Below are 20,758 nucleotides of genomic sequence, written 5' to 3'. Positions count from 1 at the left end.
GAAATCTTATTGAACTTATTTGTCATTGGGGATGTCCATGGCTGTTATGAAACATTTTTGAAGATGATTGAACAATGGAATAAAGAAACGGAAATACTGATTCAGCTAGGTGATTTAATAGACCGTGGAAACGGATCTCCGCAAGTGGTAAAACTAGCAAGGCAATTACAGAAAGAAAATATGGATCAAGCAGTTTTTATAAAAGGTAACCATGAATATGAGATGATAGAACATATAACAAACCCGCCAAATAATAATTGGTTAATGCAAAGTGGCTCAGAAACATTACATCAATATTTAGCGGCAGGCCAAGACATACTAGATGACGTAGAATGGTTCCAAACAATGCCCTTGTATTGGGGAAATGATCACGTCTTTATAAGCCATGCAGGTATATCCGAGTCAGCGAGTAATCCCTTCAATGAACCAAGCCAACACGGGATCTTATGGAATAGAGGCCCGTTGAAAAATATACAAAAACTGCAGATTATCGGCCATACACCATGTGATTCTCCAATTTATAATGAGCAAAGTAACTCTTGGAATATTGATACAGCTGCCGTATTTGGCAACAAGCTAACTGGAGTGAAACTAAAGCAAACAGGGGAAATAATGGAGTGGATAAACATAAAAACAGATACGAGGGATATGAAAGAAATAAAGTAAGAGGGATAGGCGAGATACCTAAAATAATGGAACTTTAACATTTCTTGAGCTAGCGAATTAAAGAAAATAGTGGAAACAGATATGTAGATGCATTTTTAATAAGGGGAACGATTAGATGGAATATATATATTATCAGGAGATACCAGAGAGTAATGTGCTTATAGGCATTATGGAGCTACATAAGCATGTTTTTGAAGGAGCAGAGCTAGGATTAGAAGAGCTAACTCAGAAGAAGAATCTACTAATCTTTGTAGCGTTAGAAAGTGATCGAGTTGTGGGTTTTAAGATTGGACATGAGTTCAATGATTATACGTTTTACAGTTGGCTAGGTGGTGTCCATTCTGATTATCGCGGAAAAGGGATTGCATCCGAACTTATGCGACGTCAGCATGAATTAGTAAAGTCACTCGGCTATACGAAAATCCGCACGATTTCTCGGAACAAACGACGAGAAATGCTACTACTCAATATTAAGTTTAGCTTTGACGTGATCGAAACTTTCAAGAGTGAAAAAGGGACACATAAGATTTTAATGGAGAAAACATTATAATGAATGAAGGGGCATTCTGAGAAAATCAGCTGTCCCTGTTTTTAATTTACAAAAGATGAAAAGAGTTTTAATACCATTTTGAAAGAAATCCTGTATAATGATTGGAATACTTGACGAAAGCCACGGTATTACGAAGGAAAGGTGGAAGTGAATATGGATTCTATCATATTGCTTATTATTGTTATTAATGTTGTTTACATGACATTAACTACTCTACGTTTGATTTTAGTTATTAAAGGTTACAGAGTAGTGGCGTCTTTTTTATCAATGGCAGAAGTGTTTGTCTATTTAATGGGGTTAACGATGGTCCTCGATAATCTGGACAAGCCGTTAAATATTATTGCTTATTGTGTTGGATGGGGTCTTGGAGTATATTGTGGAAGTATTATTGAAAATCGATTAGCGCTTGGCTATGTTGTATTTGATGTGATCGTCGACTCATTGGAAATTGAAATTCCGATTCAAGTTCGTGCAAAAGGCTATGGTGTAACATCATGGGTTGCGGACGGAAAAGATGGAAAACGACTTTGTATGAAAGTATTAGCAAAGCGAAAAAATGAATTAAAACTGAGAGACTACATTCTTTCTTTATCGCCTAAAGCTTTCATCATTTCATACGAACCAACTAGATTTAACGGTGGTTTCTTAATAAAACCATCTAGATAGAATAAAGGACGAGCTTTTTTTCGAGGAATCGAGAAAGGCTCTTTTTTAGTGATAAAGTAATTCGTCAAACATGCGAATTACCTGTAAAATGAAGTTAATATTCTAAAGGGGATGTTAACATGGCGAAATACGAACAAAAGATGAGAGAATCAGATCAAAGTGTCATTGAATTTATTGAAAACGTGGATAGCCCGAAAAAAAAGGAAGATGCTTATAAGCTTCTAGAGATTTTCGAAGAAACGTCTGGTTTTAAAGCGAAAATGTGGGGGCCAAGTATTATTGGTTTTGGATCCTATCATTATAAATACGCTACCGGTCATGAAGGAGATGCGCCGCTAGTTGGATTCTCACCACGTAAAGCAAAGATCAGTTTGTATTTTGCAACTGGAGACACGGAACGTGAAGTCATTTTAGAGAGATTCGGCAAGCATACTTCTGGAAAAGCATGTGTGTATATTAATAAAGTTGCAGATATTGACGTAGATGTATTAAAAGAATTAATCAACAGATCAATTACGTTTTTACAAGAAACATATGGAAGTTAATGTGTTTGACCTTATTCTACAGGGGGGTCACCCTGTAGAATAAGGTCAAAGCCTCCGGCGGATGTCACAGATTTTGAAAAGTATGTTTGAATGAAGTTAGCCTAATATCGTCGCATCCATGCGACAACGGCCAACTGACCTGCATCACGCAGGCCTAAGCTCAATTCAAAATCTGGACGCAAATACGCGGTGGCGTATTTGATTTTTTGCTACTGAATAAGAATTTATTGTATAATACTAAAAGTAGAAAATGAATCGAAAGAGAGTGGGACTTTATGGGTCGTAAGTGGAATAATATTAAAGAAAAGAAAGCTTCCAAAGATGCAAATACTAGCCGTATATATGCTAAATTTGGACGTGAAATATATGTAGCTGCAAGACAAGGCGAACCAGATCCTGTTTCTAACCAAGCATTGAAAGTAGTATTAGAACGTGCAAAAACATACAGTGTACCAAAGCATATTATTGATAAAGCAATTGAGAAGGCAAAAGGCGGATCAGAAGAAAGCTATGATGAACTTCGTTATGAAGGTTTCGGTCCAAGCGGCTCGATGGTAATCGTTGATGCGTTAACGAACAATGTAAACCGTACGGCATCTGATGTACGTGCAGCATTCGGTAAAAATGGCGGTAACATGGGCGTTAGTGGTTCTGTTGCTTATATGTTCGACGCTACTGCTGTTATTGGTATGGAAGGGAAAACAGCTGATGAAGTGTTAGAACTTCTGATGGAAGCAGACGTAGACGCTCGTGATATTTTAGAAGAAGAGGATTCTGTCATTGTTTATGCTGAACCGGATCAATTCCATGCAGTGCAAGAGGCATTAAGAGCTGCTGGAATTGAAGAGTTTACGGTTGCAGAGCTTTCAATGCTTGCACAAAACGACATTTCATTGGACGCAGATGCACAAGCACAGTTTGAAAAAATGATCGATGCATTAGAAGATTTAGAAGACGTTCAACAAGTTTACCATAACGTAGACTTAGGAGAATAATAGAGAGAAAAGGTTGTCTCACGAGTAGTTTTTCTACTTAGAGGCAACCTTTTCTTTTTGAGGGTACGGAAATAGTGTTTTTTCGGGTTAAGTTGTAAAAGCAGATGCTTTAGTTGGAATAATAGCAGTTTTAGTTGGAGACATGAATTTGGCATAAAAATTAGCTTCCAATATAGAGGGAAATTAACTGTAATAATCCAGAACGTATAGAATTGAAAAAGATTGCCCGAGCTTGAAAAGTGTACACTTCACCGAGAAACGAAGTAATCGAATAACAGCCTCTCCAATTTTTCTGGAAAGGCTGTTTTCATTAGCGTGTTATTGAATTTTTGCGCCGATAATTCCATTGTTGATACTGAAAGTGTACAAAGCAACCGATACAAAAACCAAGAATTGCAATAAATGCGGCTAGACCAACCATAACGTTAGCAACATTAAATAGCACGGACCAGTTTAATATATAACTGACACTTGCAACAATTAGAAAACTAACCGCCAGCCATTGATTGAATTTCAACTGAGCGTAGTCTTCCTGAATATATTCATTTACCGGTTTAGATAAAAATCGTTTTACGATAACTAAAATAGGGTGAAATCCCGTTAATAAGCTCAAAAGATTTGCGATAAGTGGAACGAATAAAATCCACGCGGATTGTGTAATAAGCGCAATAATCACAGATAATACAATTGTCCATTGATTTGCCATGACTAGAGGTTTTGGAATTGTTTTCATTTTAAAACCTACTTTTCTTATTGGATTTATTATATTATATGGCGGATTAATCAGAATGTAAATGTATTAATATGCTTCTTACCATATTTTCCGGGGAATTGACAAACATCGATGGTTTATTACAGATATGTTTCTATTTTTTCTTTAGTACAATGATTTGTTTTGTCAGTGATGCAAATTGTTTGTCTAATTCACTGTATTTAGGATCATTTTTCTGCAAATAGCTTAGTTCTCCTAAGACCGCTTGTTGTTCAGTTTCTAGCTTTAATAAATCCTTTTCCTGCATGGATTCCTCGTTTTTATGCATCCACTCGTTGTAGCTCATTTCCACTTTCCGAATCGTTTTATTTTCAAAGATGAGTAATTTATTCGTTAGTTTTTCTAAAAAGTGACGGTCATGTGTAACTAGTAAAATGGTACCGGGATAAGAAGAAAGAGTTTTCTCCAATTGTTCTCGAGATGGGAGGTCCAAATGATTTGTTGGTTCATCTAACAGTAAAACGTCTTTTTGGTCTAGCATGAACTCCATTAGTTTTAGCTTTACTCTTTCTCCCATACTCATTGTGTGGATAGGACGAGACCAATGATCTTTTGAGAACCCTAAATTCATCATGAGCGTCTGAATCTTGCCACGTTTGTCAAAGTCAGTTGGTCCAAAAAACTCAAATGGCGTTTTTTCCTCTGGTAAATCGAATACAGTTTGTCGTAAATAGCCAATATTCATCGCATCCGACTTCCAAAGTTCACCTTCAACGGTTTCTTCCCCTAATAACATGCGGAAAAATGTCGATTTTCCACTCCCATTTGCACCTAAAATCGCAATACGTTCTTGAGACTGGACGGTAAAAGAGACATTTTGGAACAGTAGTTGATCTTCAAACTTTTTGCTCATGCGATTTGCTTCTATTACGCGTTTTCCCTTTTTCTTATTTCCTTCAATAGAGAATACTACTTCTTTTTCTTCTTCTGGTTGATCTACTGTGTTTTCAGAAAGCTCAAGTTCTAACCGTTTCTTTTTGGAACGAATTTGGGCATCCATTTTCTTTGCTTTCACTCGGTAATATTCTTTATTGAATTCGTGTTTCGTTGAATCTGCATGTGCTTTTGAAGACCAGTTTCGAAGGTCTGATATTTGTTTCTCTACTTGTTTGATCTTAGATTGTTGAGCATCGTACAGTCTTTGTTGTGTGAGTCTAGACTCTTCTTTCTTTTGTCGAAAAGAAGTATAGTTACCGGCATAAACTGTTAGCTTTTTGTTTTCCACTTCCCAAATCCAACTAGCTACTTCATCTAAGAAATAACGATCATGGGACACTAAAATAATTGTTCCAAGGTAAGCTTGTATCTGTTTTTTTAGAAAAGATAAGCTTCTTTGGTCTAAATGATTGGTCGGCTCATCTAATAAAAGAAGCTGCGCCTTTTCCGCAAATACTCGGGAAAGACGACTTTTCATTTTTTCTCCGCCGCTTAAATTGTCATACTCCCTGTTTTGCGGGACAGACCATTTACTAAAATATGCCCATTCATCTTCCACAAAGTCATTTTGCTTAAATTGTTCATCCTCTTGTTTAAAGTAGCTAATAATAGGTGTGTTTCCGAACCATTCTATATGCCCACTGGAAGGAAGTGTTTCGTTTGCTAGTACAGAAAGAAGGGAGGACTTTCCTTCTCCATTTCCTCCTACGATACCAATAACAGCTCCCGCTATAATATCTGCTTTTGCTTTTTCCAATACAATCTTATCTCCAAATGTGATACTTATATCGATTAGTTTTCCGTGTAATGTCATACAATCCGCTCCTTTTTGGAGGAATAAAAAATCCCTCCGAATATGAATCGGAAGGATTGCTCGCCGTAAATTAAATACGCAAAAAACCACTACAAGATGGTGTGTTGTAGAGAATCATTCGTATTTGATTGAAAAATGGGCAGACTAATCCTATTTCCGATTTTGTAGTGTTTATTTTGTTACTGCGCAAATGTATCGCAGAAAAAACCTCTACTTAAGAAATAAGATTACATTTCCATTGTCCACCCATCATTCCTCTCAAAAATAGTTGTATTCATTGTATCATATTATAACTTTATTCATAACTTTCTTTTTTTATAAATAATTTCATTAAAACGTAGAAGGCAATAGTTGAATATAAGATCGCAAACGAGGACATAATCCAAAATTCTTTTCCGAAATGTTTTAAATCGTCCATTACAAAAAAGTTAATCACATTTACTACCGGAGGAAGCACTATTAATAGCCACTTTAATAATGACAGCTTCTCCACTAGACCATCGTATGAAAGTGTAACTGCGATAACAAGAACTGCTGAAAGCCATGTGTATCTTTTCGGAATAAATGAAGAGATGGATGAAAAAGAACCAACTAAAATGCCGAATGCGGCCAATAAAAGATGTATAAAAATAGAGAGTCCCAAATGTATTGGTTGAACTGCTTCTTTAAAACTATCCAATAGTAAAGGGTAGAGGATTGCAAATAGCATAAATACCATTGCAATGAGCATACCAATAATCCATTTGCCCAGTGAATATCTAACTTTCCCCACTTGCACGAATAATATATTCTTTTCAGCTTCCTCTTCCATTGAAAATAAGTTCATCGATATCCATGTTGTTACTAGATACAAGGCAATACTTGTAACTGCGTAACTACTCAATATTTCCACACCACTATAATGATATAAAATAACAATCCATATGAAGAAGGTTGCTGCTGGTGGGATAATTTTGAATGAGCGGATATAGCTTTTGAGTTGGTATTTTATAAATCCTTGCATATTTATATCCTTTCTCTGACATCAAGTACAGAACAATTTCTATTCAAAAGCTCCTTTAACAGGAAATCACTTTTATCTATGGGTACTCTTATTAGAGCTATGTCCTCTTCAATATGAATTTCGTTTAATTCAAGTTCTGTCAAAAAGCTTTTGTTTGAAAATCTCACTTTTATTAATCGATATGAGCTTTTAGTTTCTGTATGAACTATTACACGTCCATCATTCACGTATAGTATCTGGTTTGCAATGTTATCCACTAACAGGTCTTCATGGGTGGTAAAAATTATCGTCATGCTTGTTTTTAGCTTTTCTAAAATAGATATTAAATTTTGTTGTGAGTTCGGATCTAAACCGGTTAAAGGTTCATCTAATAAAAGGATGTCTGGTTTAATCAAAAGTGCCTGAAGAATACCTACCTTTTGTTTTGTACCTTTCGAACATTTTTTTAGAGGAGTGTTTATAAAAGGTTCTATTCCAAACAAACTGATATATTTGGATAGCTCTGTTTCCATATCCTTCTCAGGTATACCTTGAAAGGATGCCACTAATGTTAAATATTCCTTTACTTTGAATCGAAGGCCTTCTGGAAAATGCTCGGGGACATATCCAATCTTATTTGTATTTCTTATTAACTTTCCGCTAGTAGGTTCATAAATCCCTGCAAGTAACTTCAATAAGGTGCTTTTGCCGGAACCATTGGAACCGCGAATAGCAATAGATATATTTTCTTCAATTTTAAAGGAGACATGTTGTAAAATCGTATTGCCATCAATATCTTTCTGAACATTGGATGCTTTTAACATAATTTTACCCATTACAACCACAACCCGTTTTCCTATTATTTTAACATATATCAGTATATTTAGATAATTAAATAAGACCATTATCTCAAGGATGTTATTGGAGGATGATTGTATTTTTCTTCTATTAAATATAAAAAAATGTATTAAGTTTCGTTATTTTTCATAAAACTTCCTGTATTTGATTGTGAAGTTCAAGTGGATTTTGGTTTTAGTTATTACCGAGTGAAAAACGTTGAGAAACTAGCCAATCGGAGCGTTCTGTAATAAATGTAAAAAACCATCGTAAAAGTTTAAACTTTTACGATGGTTTCAGTAAACATTGTGTATAAATGTGGCGAGTATTAAGTCGTCACTTTAAGAACGGTTTTAATTTTTTGAATAATGCCGCCTGAGCTATACGTTAATACGCTTCGTTTATAGAAAGATAAGCTTATTAGGAACATTAATATAACGGTTCCGATTAACACGAGCATTGCGACAATTGGTTCGAACGAGGCAATATCGGTCGCTCCAATTCGAAGGGGCATTACCATTCCAGCTGTGAATGGAATATATGAGAATATTTTGATGAGCATTGTATCTGGACTAGCCATACCAGAGATGAGCACGTAAAAACCAATAATCCCAACCATCATCGCGGGCATCATCGCTTGGCCTGACTCTTCCACTTTGGAAACAAGAGAACCTAGTAGTGCTCCTAGGATTAAGTATAGGATAATCGTTAGCAACAGAAACGAAACGGCGTACCCTATATAACTAAGGGATAGCTCATTTGCAATGTCCACGACCATATCCCATTTCGAACCACCGTCTATGAACATAAATAACAAACCTTGAACAACTAAAAGTGCCCCAATTTGGGTTAAAGCAAGTAAAAATGTTCCTGTAAGTTTTGCCAGGAAGTGAGTAGATGGCTTAATACTTGCAAGTAAGACTTCTAAAACACGCGAGCCTTTTTCAGATGCAACATCTGTAGTAATCATTGATAAAAATGTCATCATGAACGAATAGATAAGGAATCCTACTAAGAAAGAAACTCCGATACCAGCAGCTTTTTCGTCCTCACTTTTACCTGAAGTTGAGTCGATATTTAAATTTTTTGCAGAAATAATCGTTTCTGATTGAAGAATTTTTTCTGCTTGCTCCGCTGTTAAATTCAATTGTTGTACTTCATATATTTTACCTGCGTACTGCAAGGTAGAGGAGATGCTTAATTGATCATTAAATGTAAGTGGTTTGAACGTTGCGATCTCAGCTGCTAATGAATTGTCTTGATCTCGGATGAAAACAGCTGCCGCATAATCACCATCGATCACTTGCTGTTCTACTTTTGCTATCTCTCCTTCGGGAAACGAATACTCTATATCACTTGTTGATTCAAAAAAACTTTCCATTTCTGCATCTGTTTCATTCAAAATAGCGACTTGCAAAGGTTCATTCTGGAAAAAAGCTTCTTTAATATCCGACCAAAACATTACACCGCTAATAATAGCAACATAAAGGATGATTCCAATAATAAAAGATTTGGCTTTTACCTTTTGTGTATACAACTGCTTCACAAGCAACCAAAACTTAGACATTCGTTCCACCAACCTTATCTTTGAAGATTTCATCTAATGTTAAATAATCTAAACTAAATTTCTCAATATATTTGCCGTTCGATACAAAGTCAAATATAGATTGTGCATACGATTCATCTTCTAATGTTAAGATGTATTGGTCTTTACCAACTTGAATATCTTTCACACCATTCAAATTTCCGAGTACGTCTTTTTGGACATCCGTTCGAATCGTCAATTTTGTTTTCCCGTATTGCTTCTTCAAGTCTAATAAACTACCGGAAAATAAAGAAACCCCTCGTTTCAACAAGCATAAATGATCACAAAGCTCCTCTACGTTATCCATTTGATGGCTGGAGAACAAAATCGTCGTTCCTTTATCCTTTAATTGTAAAATTGCGCTTTTTAACAAATCCTTATTTACTGGATCTAATCCACTAAAAGGTTCATCTAAAATTAGAAACTCCGGTTGGTGGATAAAACTTGCTATCAGCTGCACTTTTTGTTGATTCCCTTTCGATAACGTTTCAGCTTTTGCTTTTCGTTTATCCTCTAATTCAAAGCGTTCAATCCAATAGTCCACTTCTCTTTTTAGTTCTTTTTTTAATTTTCCTCTTAGTTCACCGAAGAAATAAAGCTGATCTTCTACCGTCATGGAAGGGAAAATACCTCGTTCTTCCGGTAAATATCCTAAAAGGTCTCGGTTAATTGAATTGATATTTGTTCCATTCCACATTATTGTGCCTTCTGTTGTTTCTTGAAGATCTAGAATCATACGAAACGTCGTAGTTTTACCAGCACCATTTTGCCCGATCAGACCAAAAATTTCTCCTTTCTCAATCGTGAAGGAAAGATTGTCAACGGCAACAAAGTCTTGATATCTTTTTGTTACTTGATTAATAGATAACGTCATATGTATACTCCCATCTATTTTTTCTTTTCATCAATCTATACGGAGCTAGTAGAAAAATGTTTCATTTTTTTATGTAACATTTTCCTCAGTTGGTCGTCCAATCCAATGAATGGAGGCGTGAAGATGAAAAAATTAAGTATTTTTGGAGCAGCGATCCTTGCCGCGGGATTTGTTTTCCAACAGCCTATAGTGAATGCGCAAAGCGAGGACAAAATGACGATGGAACAAGAAGACACAACTGCTTTTATAAAGTCTTCCGGAATAGTGAAAGATGTTGAAGTGAAAAAAGACGTAGTGACATTGACAGTGGAAACCGAAGAAAAAGAACCGCAAATTACCATTTTCAAACTGAACGATGATACCCTTTTATTCAATAGCGGAACGACAAAGGCTGTAGAAAAAGAAGCATTTCAAAAAGGGCAACGTATAGACGCATACTATGATAAAAACAAGCCAATGATTATGATCTACCCGGCACAAATTTATCCAGAATTAGTAATCGTGCATGACGAAGAAAAAATAGGTTCTGTTAAAGTATCTAAGTTTGATGATAAATTTGTAAGTCTAGATAAAGAACTAAAACTTAACATAGGCGAAGAAACTATTTTAGTAAATGAAAAAGGCGAGAAAATCGATAAAGAAGACTTAAATGGTAAAGAGCTAGTTGTATTTTACACAATAACAACGATGAGTATTCCAGCACAAACACCACCAAGTAAAATTGTAGCGATTAACTATCTATCACCAGAAATGAAAGAAATACAAACTATTATTGAGCAGGACCACTTCATGCAAAATGGAACAAAAATGATTCCACTAAAAAAAGTAGGAGAGCATCTTGGCTATGTAGTACTAACATATTCAAAGGGCAATGGAACATACCTAAATCTAGGGAATAGCTCTCTCATTATTACAATCGGTGATAAGACGTATAGCCATAATCGAAGTTTACGACAATTTATAGAGAACCCAGTATTGAAAAACAATAATTCCTATGTATCAGAGGACATTTTAGAAGTGCTAGTTCCTTAAATTTACATTTAGCTTCAAATTACTGGGTTAGGGCAATCAAATCGACTGAGAAAGCAACCAATCTAGTCACGAGAGCAACCATATCCACTATGAAAGCAATCAATTCATTAATCAGAGCAACCAAATCTAAGAAACGCCCCTTTACTCATCAAAAGGGGCGTTCTACTTCAATACAAAAACCTCCACAAATAGAACGTTGCGTAAGCTTCCCAGCCTTTCCAAGGTAAAGCTAGTTGTTGTATCGTATCCTTCGTAGGCTTTTGATCAGATCCAATTACATGCTTGATCGCATTATGCAGCCCTACATCATCAATAGGAAATGCAGAAGGGAATCTCAAGCAGCGCATTAACACATAGTTTGCTGTCCATGGTCCGATTCCACGAATTTTCGTTAGTATTTTTTCTGCTTTTTTAACATCATTTGTTTCTAACAGCATTTCTTTCGTAAGTAATCCCGTATCTATCTGGCCTGCCACGTCTATTAAGTACTCACATTTTTTCACAGTCATCTTTAATTCTGCTAAATCTTCCACGGTAAGTTTTGCAATATCTCTCGCTGTCGGAAATACCCAGTACTGCTCACCTTCGAAAGTAACTGAGCGTCCATACTTTTCGACGAGACGTCGCTTCAGCGTGTATGCGTATGTCAAATTAATTTGTTGACCTAATATGCCCCAAGCCATCGATTCGAACAAGTCTGGTATTCCCATAATACGTAATCCTCTAAATTGTAAAGTCGCTTGGTTAAGCACTGGATCCTTTTCAGCTATCTCATAAAAGGGGTTTATTTCTGTCTTCAGATCAAACCATTCGATAATGTATGAGACAACCTGTTCGCGAACTTCTTTCCTCCCAGGTCTTGTGTTTCCTAAAAACTCAATGAGTAATGTATGTTCATCATGTTCCTTAATTTCAACAAGGATTGTATATTTATCGACAGTAATGGCTTTTCTTATTTTATTGTCGTGAATATGAAACAGGCATTCATTTGTGGATCGAGACAAATAGTTTAGATTCTGTGTAAAATTAAAATCTGGTATAGTTTTTAATAAAATTTGTTCCTCTTTTTCTTCCCATATCATACTGCGACACTCCTTTGTTCTTTTATTATAAACATAAAAAATTTCGTTATCTTGCTATTATGTCTTCAAAACTGCACTTATATTGTAAAAATAAGTATACTTAAAGGGGAGGTGGTACTGTGAACAATGAACAATGGCAGGCAATTATTCAAAACGATAAAAATTATGATGACATATTTTTTTACGCTGTCAAATCGACCGGAATATTTTGCAGACCTTCTTGTAAATCACGCCCACCGAAGAAAGAAAATGTCCGAATTTATATGGAGGCAAAGGAAGCGATACAAGAAGGCTTTCGACCATGTAAACGCTGTAAACCAGGTGGATTACGATTGCCGGATGAGGAATGGGTCACACAAATTAAAGAGTATATCGATGATCATTACACCGAGTCGTTAACGCTACATACACTTGCAGATTTATGTCATGGAAGCCCCTATCATTTACAGAGAACGTTTAAGAAAGTATTAGGCAAATCGCCAATAGAATATATGCAACAAACTAGGATTAGTAAAGCGAAAGAGTACTTAGTCACTACAGATAAATCACTTTTCGAAATAGGTGCTGCCATTGGTATGTCGAATATACCCTACTTCATCACATTGTTTAAAAAGGTAACGGGGATGACACCAATTCAATATAGAAAAAAGGAGAACTTTTCAAATGAATAAAATATATTGGACACTTTTCATTCATAACGAATGGAGACTTAACATGGCTGCAACAGAAAAAGGATTAAGTTACGTAGGTTCGCAAAGCAAACCTTACGAAGAAATGGAAGCATGGCTGAAGAAGCGTTTTCCAAAACATGAATTAGTAGAGAGTGAAAAAGCCTTAACTCCTCACATGAATGAGTTGAAAGAATATCTAGAAGGTACTCGCCGTGAATTTGCGATGCGAGTGGACTTAAAAGGAACGGAATTTCAATTAGCTATATGGGATGCACTTACGAAAATTCCTTACGGCGAAAAGAAATCCTATTCACAAATCGCGGATCTCATTAATAATCCCGCAGCTGTTCGAGCAGTTGGAGCTGCAATCGGTGCAAATCCAGTGCTTATTAAGATTCCATGTCACCGAGTGGTAGCAAAAAATGGTGCGTTAACAGGTTATCGTGGTGGCTTGGAAATGAAAGAAAAACTATTAAAATTAGAAAATGGAGAGGAATAGATTGATAACGAAGCTAATCAAAGAAGCATATCCAATGGATTTATTGCTCCTGGCAGATCCTTCTGAATCACTTGTTAAGCAATATGTAGCCCGCGGTGAATGCTATATAGCTGTGATTAATGAAGAAACAGTCGGCGTGTATGTCCTACTACCGACGAGACCTGATACAGTAGAGCTTGTAAATATAGCGGTTGCAGAACAATGTCACGGGCAAGGAATCGGCAAGACACTTGTGTTGGATGCAATTCAAAAAGCAAAACAACATGGTTATAAAATAATAGAAATAGGGACAGGCAACTCAAGCATAGGTCAGCTCGCTTTGTATCAAAAATGTGGATTTAGAATTACTGGTGTTGATAAGGATTTTTTCAAGATACATTATGATGAAGAGATTGTAGAAAACGGAATAGCTTGTGTAGATATGATTCGACTAGCGCAGCAGCTATAAAAAATACCAAGGAAATGAAGCTTTCCTTGGTATTTTTGTTGAACTGGACAATCTCTAATGAATGTTGGACGATCAATCAATTAAATTGGACAATCTATCAATCGAACTGGACCATCGATCACTAAGGTTGGACAATCTCTAATCAATTAATTTGTATGTAAAATTTCCATCATTTTTCTTAACTCTTCAGCTGGTATTTGACCAGGAGCGGATGCTTCTACTCCAGAACCAAATGTTGCGTCAGAGCCGAAAATTTGTCCTGCTATTCGACTAATAACACCGGTCGAAGCCATTGACATCGTAATAATTGGTCGATCTGCATAAAGAGATTTCATTGTGTAGGTAGCATCTAATAAAGTCAGTACATCGGTTGGAACCTTGGGCATTACAGCAATTTTCGGTATATGCGCACCAAACTCCTGCATTCTTCGCAGTCGCCAAATAATTTCTTCTTTCGCTGGTGTTTTCTCAAAATCGTGATTAGACATAACTACATAAATATTATTAATCTTAGCTGTTTCCACAATTTCGTTCACATTCGAAGAAAATAGCTCTACATCTATTAAATCAATTGCTTTTGATCTAATAACATTTTCAAGAAGTTGCTTATAATAGACATCTTCAATTAGTTTATTTCCACCTTCACGATGACTTCTAAATGTGAATAGGAGTGGGGTAGGGAATAACGCTTCTCGAATGGTGGAAAGCGTCTCTTTCACTACTTCTAAATTATCAATTCCCTCTAGCGTATCAGCGCGCCATTCCACAATATCCGGGGCAACTTGCTTGATTGTTTTTATTTCCAAAAGAAGCTGATCTACGTTTCTTCCCATAAGTGGCACAATAATTTTTGGAACACCTTCTCCGATATGAATATCGCGAATAGAAACAATTTTCATAAAATAGACTCCCCTTCAATGGTATTTTACGTTATATTAACATACAAAGGTGAAGAGGAGGAGAATAATATGAAATTTCAGAGATATGAAAATGCAGAAGACTTTGCAAGAGTAGCTACCCCTTTTTTAGTAAAATACGAGGATAAGTTTAGTTTATTTTTCGGAGTACTACAAGCAATTAAAGATGGAAAATACGAAAATCCATATATGGCAACAATCGAAGAAGATGGTGAATTACTAGCAATATTCCAAATGACTCCACCGCATCCACTCAATATCATTTTTGTGGATAATGGGCGAATGCGAGATTGCATCGATCTAAGTATCGATGAGCTAATACGACAATCTATTCCTATCAACTCTATTATTAGTGTGAAAGAATGGGCATACGCATTTGCTCAAAAATGGCAAGAGAAAACAGGACAAAGCTTCTCTGTTTTGATGGACCAAGGTCTTTACCGCTTAGATAAAGTGGAAGAATCACTTGAAATGAGCCCTGGTGCTTGGCGTTATGCAACAAAAGATGATGCACTTCTTATTGAGAAATGGTATAGCCAATTCGAAGAAGATACAGGACTGCCAAAAACAGCACTAGTAGAAGTGAAAAATAAAGTGAAAGCAATGCTTGATGCAAATGAAGTATTTCTGTGGGAAAACGAAGGACATATTGTGTCAATGATGAAAAAAGCAAGACCAACAGCACATGGTGTCACCGTTTCACTCGTATTCACACCAAAAGAAGAGCGAAAAAAAGGATACGCACGCACAATGGTAGCAGCCGGAAGCAAAGAACTACTAAAGGAATTCCAATTTTGTGTGCTCTACACAGATATGCTGAATCCAACATCCAACAAAATCTATCAGGAGATTGGTTATCAAAAACTGATAGATTCCGTTCATTTAGGATTTGAAAAATGAAGATTCAATAATTAAAGGGGAAATTATGTTGAAAATGCTATTTCAGTATAACTGGATGGTAAGGGAAGATTGGTATCGATGGTGTGAAGATGTAAACGAGGAAGACCTTCTCGCTGAAAGAAAAGGGGGAGTAGGTGGGATATTGCATACACTTTTCCACATTATAGATGTGGAGTGGAGTTGGATACGAATTCTTCAAGGAAAGTCAGATTTCCAAGAGAATTTCAGAGATTATCAAAGTTTACAAAAGGTCAGAGAGTTGGATGCTAAATTCAAAATAGAAGTAGTGCAGTTTGTTCGTGAATGGGATGAAAGCATGGATAATCGGTTGTTTCAAGATATTATGCCTGATGGAAGAGTTGATACTGACACATGGGGTGAGGTTATGCGACATGTAATTGCTCACGAAATTCATCATATTGGACAATTATCTATATGGGCAAGGGAAATAGGGAAAAAGCCAGTCTCTGCAAACCTTATTGGAAAAGGTCTTGCTTCAACCTAAAGTGGCTATTCCCAAGTTGGACATAGTAAGGGGAAAATAATACTTTTACAAGTGGGGGCAAATGATGAAATTTGAAATTATGCGTCAACGGTTATTAGATGGGTTAAATGATGTAATGAAAGCTGTCAGTTCAAAAACTACCGTTCCCATATTGACGGGGATAAAATTGGAAGTTACAGAAGAAGGGTTAAAATTGACTGGTAGCGATTCGGATATAACAATTCAAAAATTTATTAAAGCTGAAGAAAATGGGAACCAAGTCATTCGAATAATAGAAGAAGGTGCGATCGTTGTTCAGGCACGTATGTTTAATGAAATCATACGGAAGTTACCAACTAGTGATGTGGAAATAGAAGTGAAAGAAAATCAACATACACATATCCGGTCTGGTAAGTCGAAGTTTCATTTAATTGGGTTGGAAGCTTCTAATTACCCTTTGCTACCAGAAATTCAAGATGACCGTCAATTTATAGTTCCAGCTAATTCATTGAAATCAATAGTACGTGAAACAGTATTTGCTGTATCAACTTCTGAAAATCGTCCCGTATTAACAGGTGTTCTCTGGCAGATAAAGGGCGGGGAGCTGACTTGCGTAGCTACAGATAGTCACCGTCTTGCTCGTCGCAAACTGACTTTAGAGCAGCCCATTGAAGGAGAATATAATGTAGTTATTCCTGGAAAGAGCTTAAATGAATTAAGCAAAATCATTGGAGACTCGTCACAACCTGTTTATATTGCGATAACGAATCAACAAGTATTATTTAAAACGGAAGATGTATTGCTCTACTCTCGTTTGTTGGAAGGGAATTACCCAGACACCTCTCGCTTAATTCCCACTGAATTTAAAACGTCTATTACGATGAATGGGAAAGCATTATTTCAAGCAATTGACCGTGCTTCTTTATTAGCACGTGAAGAGCGTAATAACATTGTTCGGTTGGCTTCCTTAGAAGGAAATACTGTGGAAATATCATCTAACTCACCAGAAATAGGAGAAGTGGAAGAAGAAATTCAATCTACTTTAATCGAAGGGGAAGGGATAGCGCTCTCATTTAGTGCGAAATATATGATGGACGCTTTACGAGCCTTAGATGGACAGGACATAATGATTCAATTTACAGGTGCTATGCGTCCCTTCATTTTACATTCTGCTAATGATGACATTGTTTTACAATTGATCGTACCTGTTCGCACGTATTAACAATCACTGCGTTTGAAGTAATCTTTAGGTAGCCTTGTTCGTTTTGCATGTTCAGAGTGGATTTTGTGTCGTTCAAGTACAAAAAAATAGCCCTTTGCCATAAGCAAAGAGCTATTTTTTAGACCAAAGCTTTAATCGCAACAGTAATCTTCCCATTATCAGAGGAAAGCCGAACTGTATTCGCTCCATTCCCAAATACTGTACGAGAATTCTTTTCCCCAAAAATACTAACTCTGCCGTGGTCAGTTTTTGCGTGTATCGATACATCTGTTGGTTCGTTCTCAGTTTCAACTAAAATACTGCCATTATCCGTTTCTAACTGAATCATGCGGTCAAGACTCGAGGTCAGAAGCGTAATTCGTCCGTTATCAGTTTTCCCAATAATATCCCCATTCACGTATTCCATCATGATTCGTCCATTATCCGTTTCCGTTATGATCTGCTCCGCATCGACATTACGCAACTCAATTCTGCCATTGTCTGTTTGTGTGGAAAGCTTATCTGTTTGCACTTTATCCATTTCAATGCGCCCGTTATCCGTTTCTATCTCTAAAACAGTAGCGGCAACTTCTCTTAAGCCGATGCTGCCATTATCGGAAGTGGCTTTAATCGCTTTTCCGAGCATTTTTTCCGCACGAATCCGGCCATTGTCTGTTTTCATGATGATTGTCGTGTACAGTTTTTTAGGTAATGCTACATTTACTTTCATCTCTTTAATAAGGAATATAAAACTGAAAAACTGGAACTTCTTTGATTTTAATTGAATCGATAAAGTATCGTTCACAACTTCTGCAGTGAGTTTTAGCTTTTCGTTTTCCCCTAATAATTCAATAATGGTTTCATCTGTTTCAGAAGGAAAAACGTTTAGAGAGCCATAGTCGATATTCATCGTTACATTGGAAAAGTTCGATTGCGGAATTCTAATTACTTTATTTTCAGTCGAAATTTTTTCTTGAATCGGAAATTCCACTAATTCTTGTGCAATTTCTTTCGGAGAACCGAGTGATGCAGCAATATCGCTATCTGTTTTACCATCCTCGCGGCCACTTACAAAATACTCTTTTATATCAGAAAGGATATCGTTTCGTTCATCCGCTGAAAGCGTAGTTAAAGCAAGCTCTAATTCGTTTAAAAACTGTTGTTCAGTCATTTTTTACACCCTCTTCGATTAGATTGTTTACACCATTTGTGAAGCTTTTCCATTCGCTCAACTGCTCATGTAAATACGTTCTACCAAGTTCCGTCAGCTTATAATATTTACGCGGAGGGCCTTCTGTAGATTCCTGTAAATACGTAGTAAAATATCCTTCCTTCGTCAAGCGCCGTAATAACGGGTAAACGGAACCTTCCGAAATGGAAATTTGGTCGGATATTTTTTGGACAAGCTCATAGCCATATCGATCCTGCTTATCCAATAAAACAAGCACACAAAGATTCAGCACGCCTTTTTTAAATTGAATATTCACTCCTAGTTCACTCCTTTCACTATTGTTTAATGAATAGTACCTTTGAGGATAATATATCACACAGTATTATCCTATGCAAGGTACTGAATAAAATATTCTTAATCAGTTATAATCGAAGTAATGAAAGGATGAAGAGTATTGAAACCCTTTACGGAAAGAGTTATTCAAATAATAAATGCGATACCACAAGGAAAAGTCATGACATATGGGCAAATTGCAAAAGAAGCTGGAAGTGCACGTGGGGCAAGACAAGTCGTACGTATACTTCACACGATGAGTACAAAACACAACCTACCTTGGCATCGAGTAATAAATATAAAAGGAGAAATCGCAATTCCGGACGAGGAATCGGCCTATTCTCAACGAGCGATGCTAGAAGCAGAAGGTGTTTGTTTTCGTCCAAATGGGCTTGTGGATCTTAAAAAATCAAGATACGTCCCCGAAATTAATGATGTAGATTTAATCTGATGATAGAGAAGAGGAAAAGAGAATGTTCAAATGGCAAGGCGCAGCAGGTATTTATATAAATGAAAAAAAGGAGGTACTAATGGTTCTTCAAGCAGCTCCAGGAGAAGAAAGGAAATGGACCGTTCCATCCGGGACATTAGAAGAAGGGGAAACATTTGAAGAATGCTGTGTAAGAGAATTTTGGGAAGAAACAGGCTTTACAGTTCGCACAATTGAAAAAGTACATACTAAAAATGAGATTATAAGTGAACATGGAATTTCTTTTCATGTAGAATACTTTTTAGTGGAAATAGTGAGTGGGGAAATAACGATCCAAGACCCAGATGAATTCATTCATGAAATAGCTTGGAAGTCGTTAAAAGAAATTGGAGAACTTCCTTTGGCTTATCCAGAAGATATCCACATAATCGACAGAGTAATAAATAACTAAGATGTAACTAGAAGGCAAAAGCCTTCTAGTTTTTTGTATAAATGTGTACAGCATCTCTTAAAAACTCCGCAGCACCAGGCCGAATCTTGTCGTAGTATGCAGTAAAACGTTCATCGTCCACATACATTTGTGCGACACCTGCATGTGCTTCTTTTGTATACTGATTCCAGTAAAAGCTTAGCCATTGGCGGTGTAAATCCGCTGTTTTTTGTGCAAGCTCTCCTGTTGGATCACCTATTGCCATTGCCGCTTTTAAATTATCTAAAACTTGTTGCTCTAAGTTTGTCACTTCTGCGTACTGTGCTTCGGTCATACCCTTTACTTTAGCATTGGATTTATTCACAGCATCCTCGCCATACTTTTCACGTATTTCTTTCCCGTACTTTTGCTCGTTGTCATCTACAAGCTTTTGTTTAAACCCCTCAAATTTTTCTTTGTCTGTCATGTTTATCTTCCTTTCCGTTAGTTGAATGGATTTATCCACATTTTCGATCAATAAATCTAATTGAGCTCTTTTTTCAAGCAGTTTTTCTCGATGTTCCTTTAATGCAGTTGCTCCGTCGAACGTCTCCGATGTCATTATTTCTTTAATGCTATCCAAATTCACCCCAAGTTCTCGGTAGAATAAAATTTGCTGCAGTCTGTCTACTTCGGCAGAACCATAAATGCGATAACCAGATGAATTGATATGTGCAGGTTTAAGCAAGCCAATTTCATCATAGTATCGCAGGGTCCGTGTGCTTATTCCCGCTAACTGACCAAGCTTTTGCACCGTATATTCCACGCCATCACCTCCTAATATCTACAGTCTAAACCTTTACGCAACGGCAAGGTCAAGTGAAAGAAAAATTTTTGAGAACTATAGTTTGTTGCTAAAAAAACATTTTCATAGTAAATTTCAGTTAAGGGATCGCCGT

Annotated in this window: 25 protein-coding genes; 14 read left to right on the top strand and 11 right to left on the bottom strand. The window is 36.6% G+C overall.

Annotated features, from left to right (window positions below):
- Positions 1–9 precede the first annotated feature (9 nt).
- From ACIQYS_RS02810 to ACIQYS_RS02790, 5 genes are all read left to right on the top strand, one after another.
- Positions 10–666 (top strand): metallophosphoesterase family protein, encoded by a 657-nt coding sequence (locus tag ACIQYS_RS02810; protein ID WP_402974572.1) that lies wholly within the window; start codon positions 10–12, stop codon positions 664–666.
- Between the two features lie 115 nt (positions 667–781).
- On the top strand, positions 782–1,216 hold the full coding sequence (locus ACIQYS_RS02805; RefSeq protein ID WP_402974569.1) for a GNAT family N-acetyltransferase: 435 nt from the start codon (positions 782–784) through the stop codon (positions 1,214–1,216).
- Positions 1,217–1,369: 153 nt separating this feature from the next.
- The gene (locus ACIQYS_RS02800; RefSeq protein WP_402974566.1) at positions 1,370–1,882 is read left to right on the top strand and encodes a DUF2179 domain-containing protein; all 513 of its coding nucleotides are present in this window, start codon (positions 1,370–1,372) and stop codon (positions 1,880–1,882) included.
- 119 nt (positions 1,883–2,001) lie between these two features.
- Positions 2,002–2,427, top strand: coding sequence for a DUF1801 domain-containing protein (locus tag ACIQYS_RS02795; RefSeq protein ID WP_402974563.1), 426 nt, complete (start codon positions 2,002–2,004; stop codon positions 2,425–2,427).
- Positions 2,428–2,702: 275 nt separating this feature from the next.
- Entirely contained in the window at positions 2,703–3,422 is a 720-nt protein-coding gene (locus ACIQYS_RS02790; protein WP_402974560.1) for a YebC/PmpR family DNA-binding transcriptional regulator, read from the top strand.
- 310 nt (positions 3,423–3,732) lie between these two features.
- Here ACIQYS_RS02790 and ACIQYS_RS02785 read toward each other — a convergent pair whose 3' ends face one another.
- The 6 genes from ACIQYS_RS02785 to ACIQYS_RS02760 all read right to left on the bottom strand — a co-directional run bounded on the left by ACIQYS_RS02785 (position 3,733) and on the right by ACIQYS_RS02760 (position 10,222).
- Positions 3,733–4,155: a DUF4395 domain-containing protein gene (locus tag ACIQYS_RS02785; protein WP_402974557.1), complete on the bottom strand. Its 423-nt coding sequence runs from the start codon at positions 4,153–4,155 to the stop codon at positions 3,733–3,735.
- Between the two features lie 133 nt (positions 4,156–4,288).
- A complete protein-coding gene (gene abc-f, locus ACIQYS_RS02780) occupies positions 4,289–5,944 on the bottom strand; it encodes a ribosomal protection-like ABC-F family protein (RefSeq protein ID WP_402974554.1) in 1,656 nt (551 codons plus the stop codon).
- Positions 5,945–6,239: 295 nt separating this feature from the next.
- Positions 6,240–6,947, bottom strand: coding sequence for a hypothetical protein (locus ACIQYS_RS02775; RefSeq protein ID WP_402974551.1), 708 nt, complete (start codon positions 6,945–6,947; stop codon positions 6,240–6,242).
- Between the two features lie 2 nt (positions 6,948–6,949).
- The gene (locus tag ACIQYS_RS02770) at positions 6,950–7,762 is read right to left on the bottom strand and encodes an ATP-binding cassette domain-containing protein (RefSeq protein ID WP_402974548.1); all 813 of its coding nucleotides are present in this window, start codon (positions 7,760–7,762) and stop codon (positions 6,950–6,952) included.
- 329 nt (positions 7,763–8,091) lie between these two features.
- A complete protein-coding gene (locus tag ACIQYS_RS02765) occupies positions 8,092–9,330 on the bottom strand; it encodes an ABC transporter permease (protein WP_402974545.1) in 1,239 nt (412 codons plus the stop codon).
- On the bottom strand, positions 9,323–10,222 hold the full coding sequence (locus ACIQYS_RS02760) for an ABC transporter ATP-binding protein (protein WP_402974542.1): 900 nt from the start codon (positions 10,220–10,222) through the stop codon (positions 9,323–9,325). The genes ACIQYS_RS02765 and ACIQYS_RS02760 overlap by 8 nt, the downstream gene beginning before the upstream one ends.
- A 123-nt stretch (positions 10,223–10,345) precedes the next feature.
- Here ACIQYS_RS02760 and ACIQYS_RS02755 point away from each other — a divergent pair, with 123 nt between their 5' ends.
- Positions 10,346–11,254, top strand: a complete 909-nt coding sequence (locus tag ACIQYS_RS02755; RefSeq protein WP_402974539.1) for a stalk domain-containing protein — start codon at positions 10,346–10,348, stop codon at positions 11,252–11,254.
- A gap of 167 nt (positions 11,255–11,421) precedes the next feature.
- Here ACIQYS_RS02755 and ACIQYS_RS02750 read toward each other — a convergent pair whose 3' ends face one another.
- Entirely contained in the window at positions 11,422–12,336 is a 915-nt protein-coding gene (locus ACIQYS_RS02750) for a DNA-3-methyladenine glycosylase 2 (RefSeq protein WP_402974536.1), read from the bottom strand.
- 119 nt (positions 12,337–12,455) lie between these two features.
- On the opposite strand from ACIQYS_RS02750, the gene ACIQYS_RS02745 reads away from it, so the two are divergent.
- From ACIQYS_RS02745 to ACIQYS_RS02735, 3 genes are read left to right on the top strand one after another with little or no spacing between them, the layout of a single operon-like run.
- On the top strand, positions 12,456–13,007 hold the full coding sequence (locus tag ACIQYS_RS02745) for a bifunctional transcriptional activator/DNA repair enzyme AdaA (RefSeq protein ID WP_402974533.1): 552 nt from the start codon (positions 12,456–12,458) through the stop codon (positions 13,005–13,007).
- Positions 13,000–13,506: a methylated-DNA--[protein]-cysteine S-methyltransferase gene (locus ACIQYS_RS02740; protein ID WP_402974530.1), complete on the top strand. Its 507-nt coding sequence runs from the start codon at positions 13,000–13,002 to the stop codon at positions 13,504–13,506. Before ACIQYS_RS02745 ends, ACIQYS_RS02740 begins: the two co-directional genes overlap by 8 nt.
- Positions 13,493–13,954: a GNAT family N-acetyltransferase gene (locus ACIQYS_RS02735; RefSeq protein ID WP_402974527.1), complete on the top strand. Its 462-nt coding sequence runs from the start codon at positions 13,493–13,495 to the stop codon at positions 13,952–13,954. The genes ACIQYS_RS02740 and ACIQYS_RS02735 overlap by 14 nt, the downstream gene beginning before the upstream one ends.
- Before the next feature lie 146 nt (positions 13,955–14,100).
- On the opposite strand, the gene aroD is transcribed toward ACIQYS_RS02735, so the two are convergent.
- Entirely contained in the window at positions 14,101–14,853 is a 753-nt protein-coding gene (aroD, locus tag ACIQYS_RS02730; RefSeq protein WP_402974524.1) for a type I 3-dehydroquinate dehydratase, read from the bottom strand.
- A gap of 69 nt (positions 14,854–14,922) precedes the next feature.
- On the opposite strand from aroD, the gene ACIQYS_RS02725 reads away from it, so the two are divergent.
- The 3 genes from ACIQYS_RS02725 (at position 14,923) to dnaN (ending at position 17,477) form a co-directional block, all read left to right on the top strand.
- On the top strand, positions 14,923–15,771 hold the full coding sequence (locus ACIQYS_RS02725; RefSeq protein ID WP_402974519.1) for a GNAT family N-acetyltransferase: 849 nt from the start codon (positions 14,923–14,925) through the stop codon (positions 15,769–15,771).
- Between the two features lie 25 nt (positions 15,772–15,796).
- Positions 15,797–16,276 (top strand): DinB family protein, encoded by a 480-nt coding sequence (locus ACIQYS_RS02720; protein ID WP_402974514.1) that lies wholly within the window; start codon positions 15,797–15,799, stop codon positions 16,274–16,276.
- Between the two features lie 64 nt (positions 16,277–16,340).
- A complete protein-coding gene (dnaN, locus tag ACIQYS_RS02715; protein WP_402974511.1) occupies positions 16,341–17,477 on the top strand; it encodes a DNA polymerase III subunit beta in 1,137 nt (378 codons plus the stop codon).
- A 118-nt stretch (positions 17,478–17,595) separates the two neighbouring features.
- Here the strand turns inward: dnaN and ACIQYS_RS02710 are convergent, their stop codons facing one another.
- Together ACIQYS_RS02710 and ACIQYS_RS02705 are read right to left on the bottom strand one after the other, a co-directional pair.
- Positions 17,596–18,627, bottom strand: coding sequence for a DUF4097 family beta strand repeat-containing protein (locus ACIQYS_RS02710; RefSeq protein WP_402974508.1), 1,032 nt, complete (start codon positions 18,625–18,627; stop codon positions 17,596–17,598).
- Positions 18,620–18,943: a PadR family transcriptional regulator gene (locus ACIQYS_RS02705; RefSeq protein ID WP_402974505.1), complete on the bottom strand. Its 324-nt coding sequence runs from the start codon at positions 18,941–18,943 to the stop codon at positions 18,620–18,622. Before ACIQYS_RS02705 ends, ACIQYS_RS02710 begins: the two co-directional genes overlap by 8 nt.
- A gap of 138 nt (positions 18,944–19,081) precedes the next feature.
- Between ACIQYS_RS02705 and ACIQYS_RS02700 the strand changes: the two genes are divergently transcribed.
- Positions 19,082–19,411 (top strand): MGMT family protein, encoded by a 330-nt coding sequence (locus ACIQYS_RS02700; protein WP_402974502.1) that lies wholly within the window; start codon positions 19,082–19,084, stop codon positions 19,409–19,411.
- A gap of 22 nt (positions 19,412–19,433) precedes the next feature.
- Positions 19,434–19,841, top strand: a complete 408-nt coding sequence (locus ACIQYS_RS02695) for an NUDIX hydrolase (RefSeq protein WP_402974500.1) — start codon at positions 19,434–19,436, stop codon at positions 19,839–19,841.
- Between the two features lie 25 nt (positions 19,842–19,866).
- On the opposite strand, the gene ACIQYS_RS02690 is transcribed toward ACIQYS_RS02695, so the two are convergent.
- Complete coding sequence (locus ACIQYS_RS02690) at positions 19,867–20,625, bottom strand: MerR family transcriptional regulator (RefSeq protein ID WP_402974497.1); 759 nt, start codon at positions 20,623–20,625, stop codon at positions 19,867–19,869.
- Positions 20,626–20,758: the final 133 nt, after the last annotated feature.

It is taken from the genome of Psychrobacillus sp. NPDC096426, from assembly GCF_044762745.1.
Taxonomy (GTDB): domain Bacteria; phylum Bacillota; class Bacilli; order Bacillales_A; family Planococcaceae; genus Psychrobacillus.
Note: the sequence above shows the minus strand (reverse complement) of the source record. Positions and strands in the feature narration are given on the sequence as shown.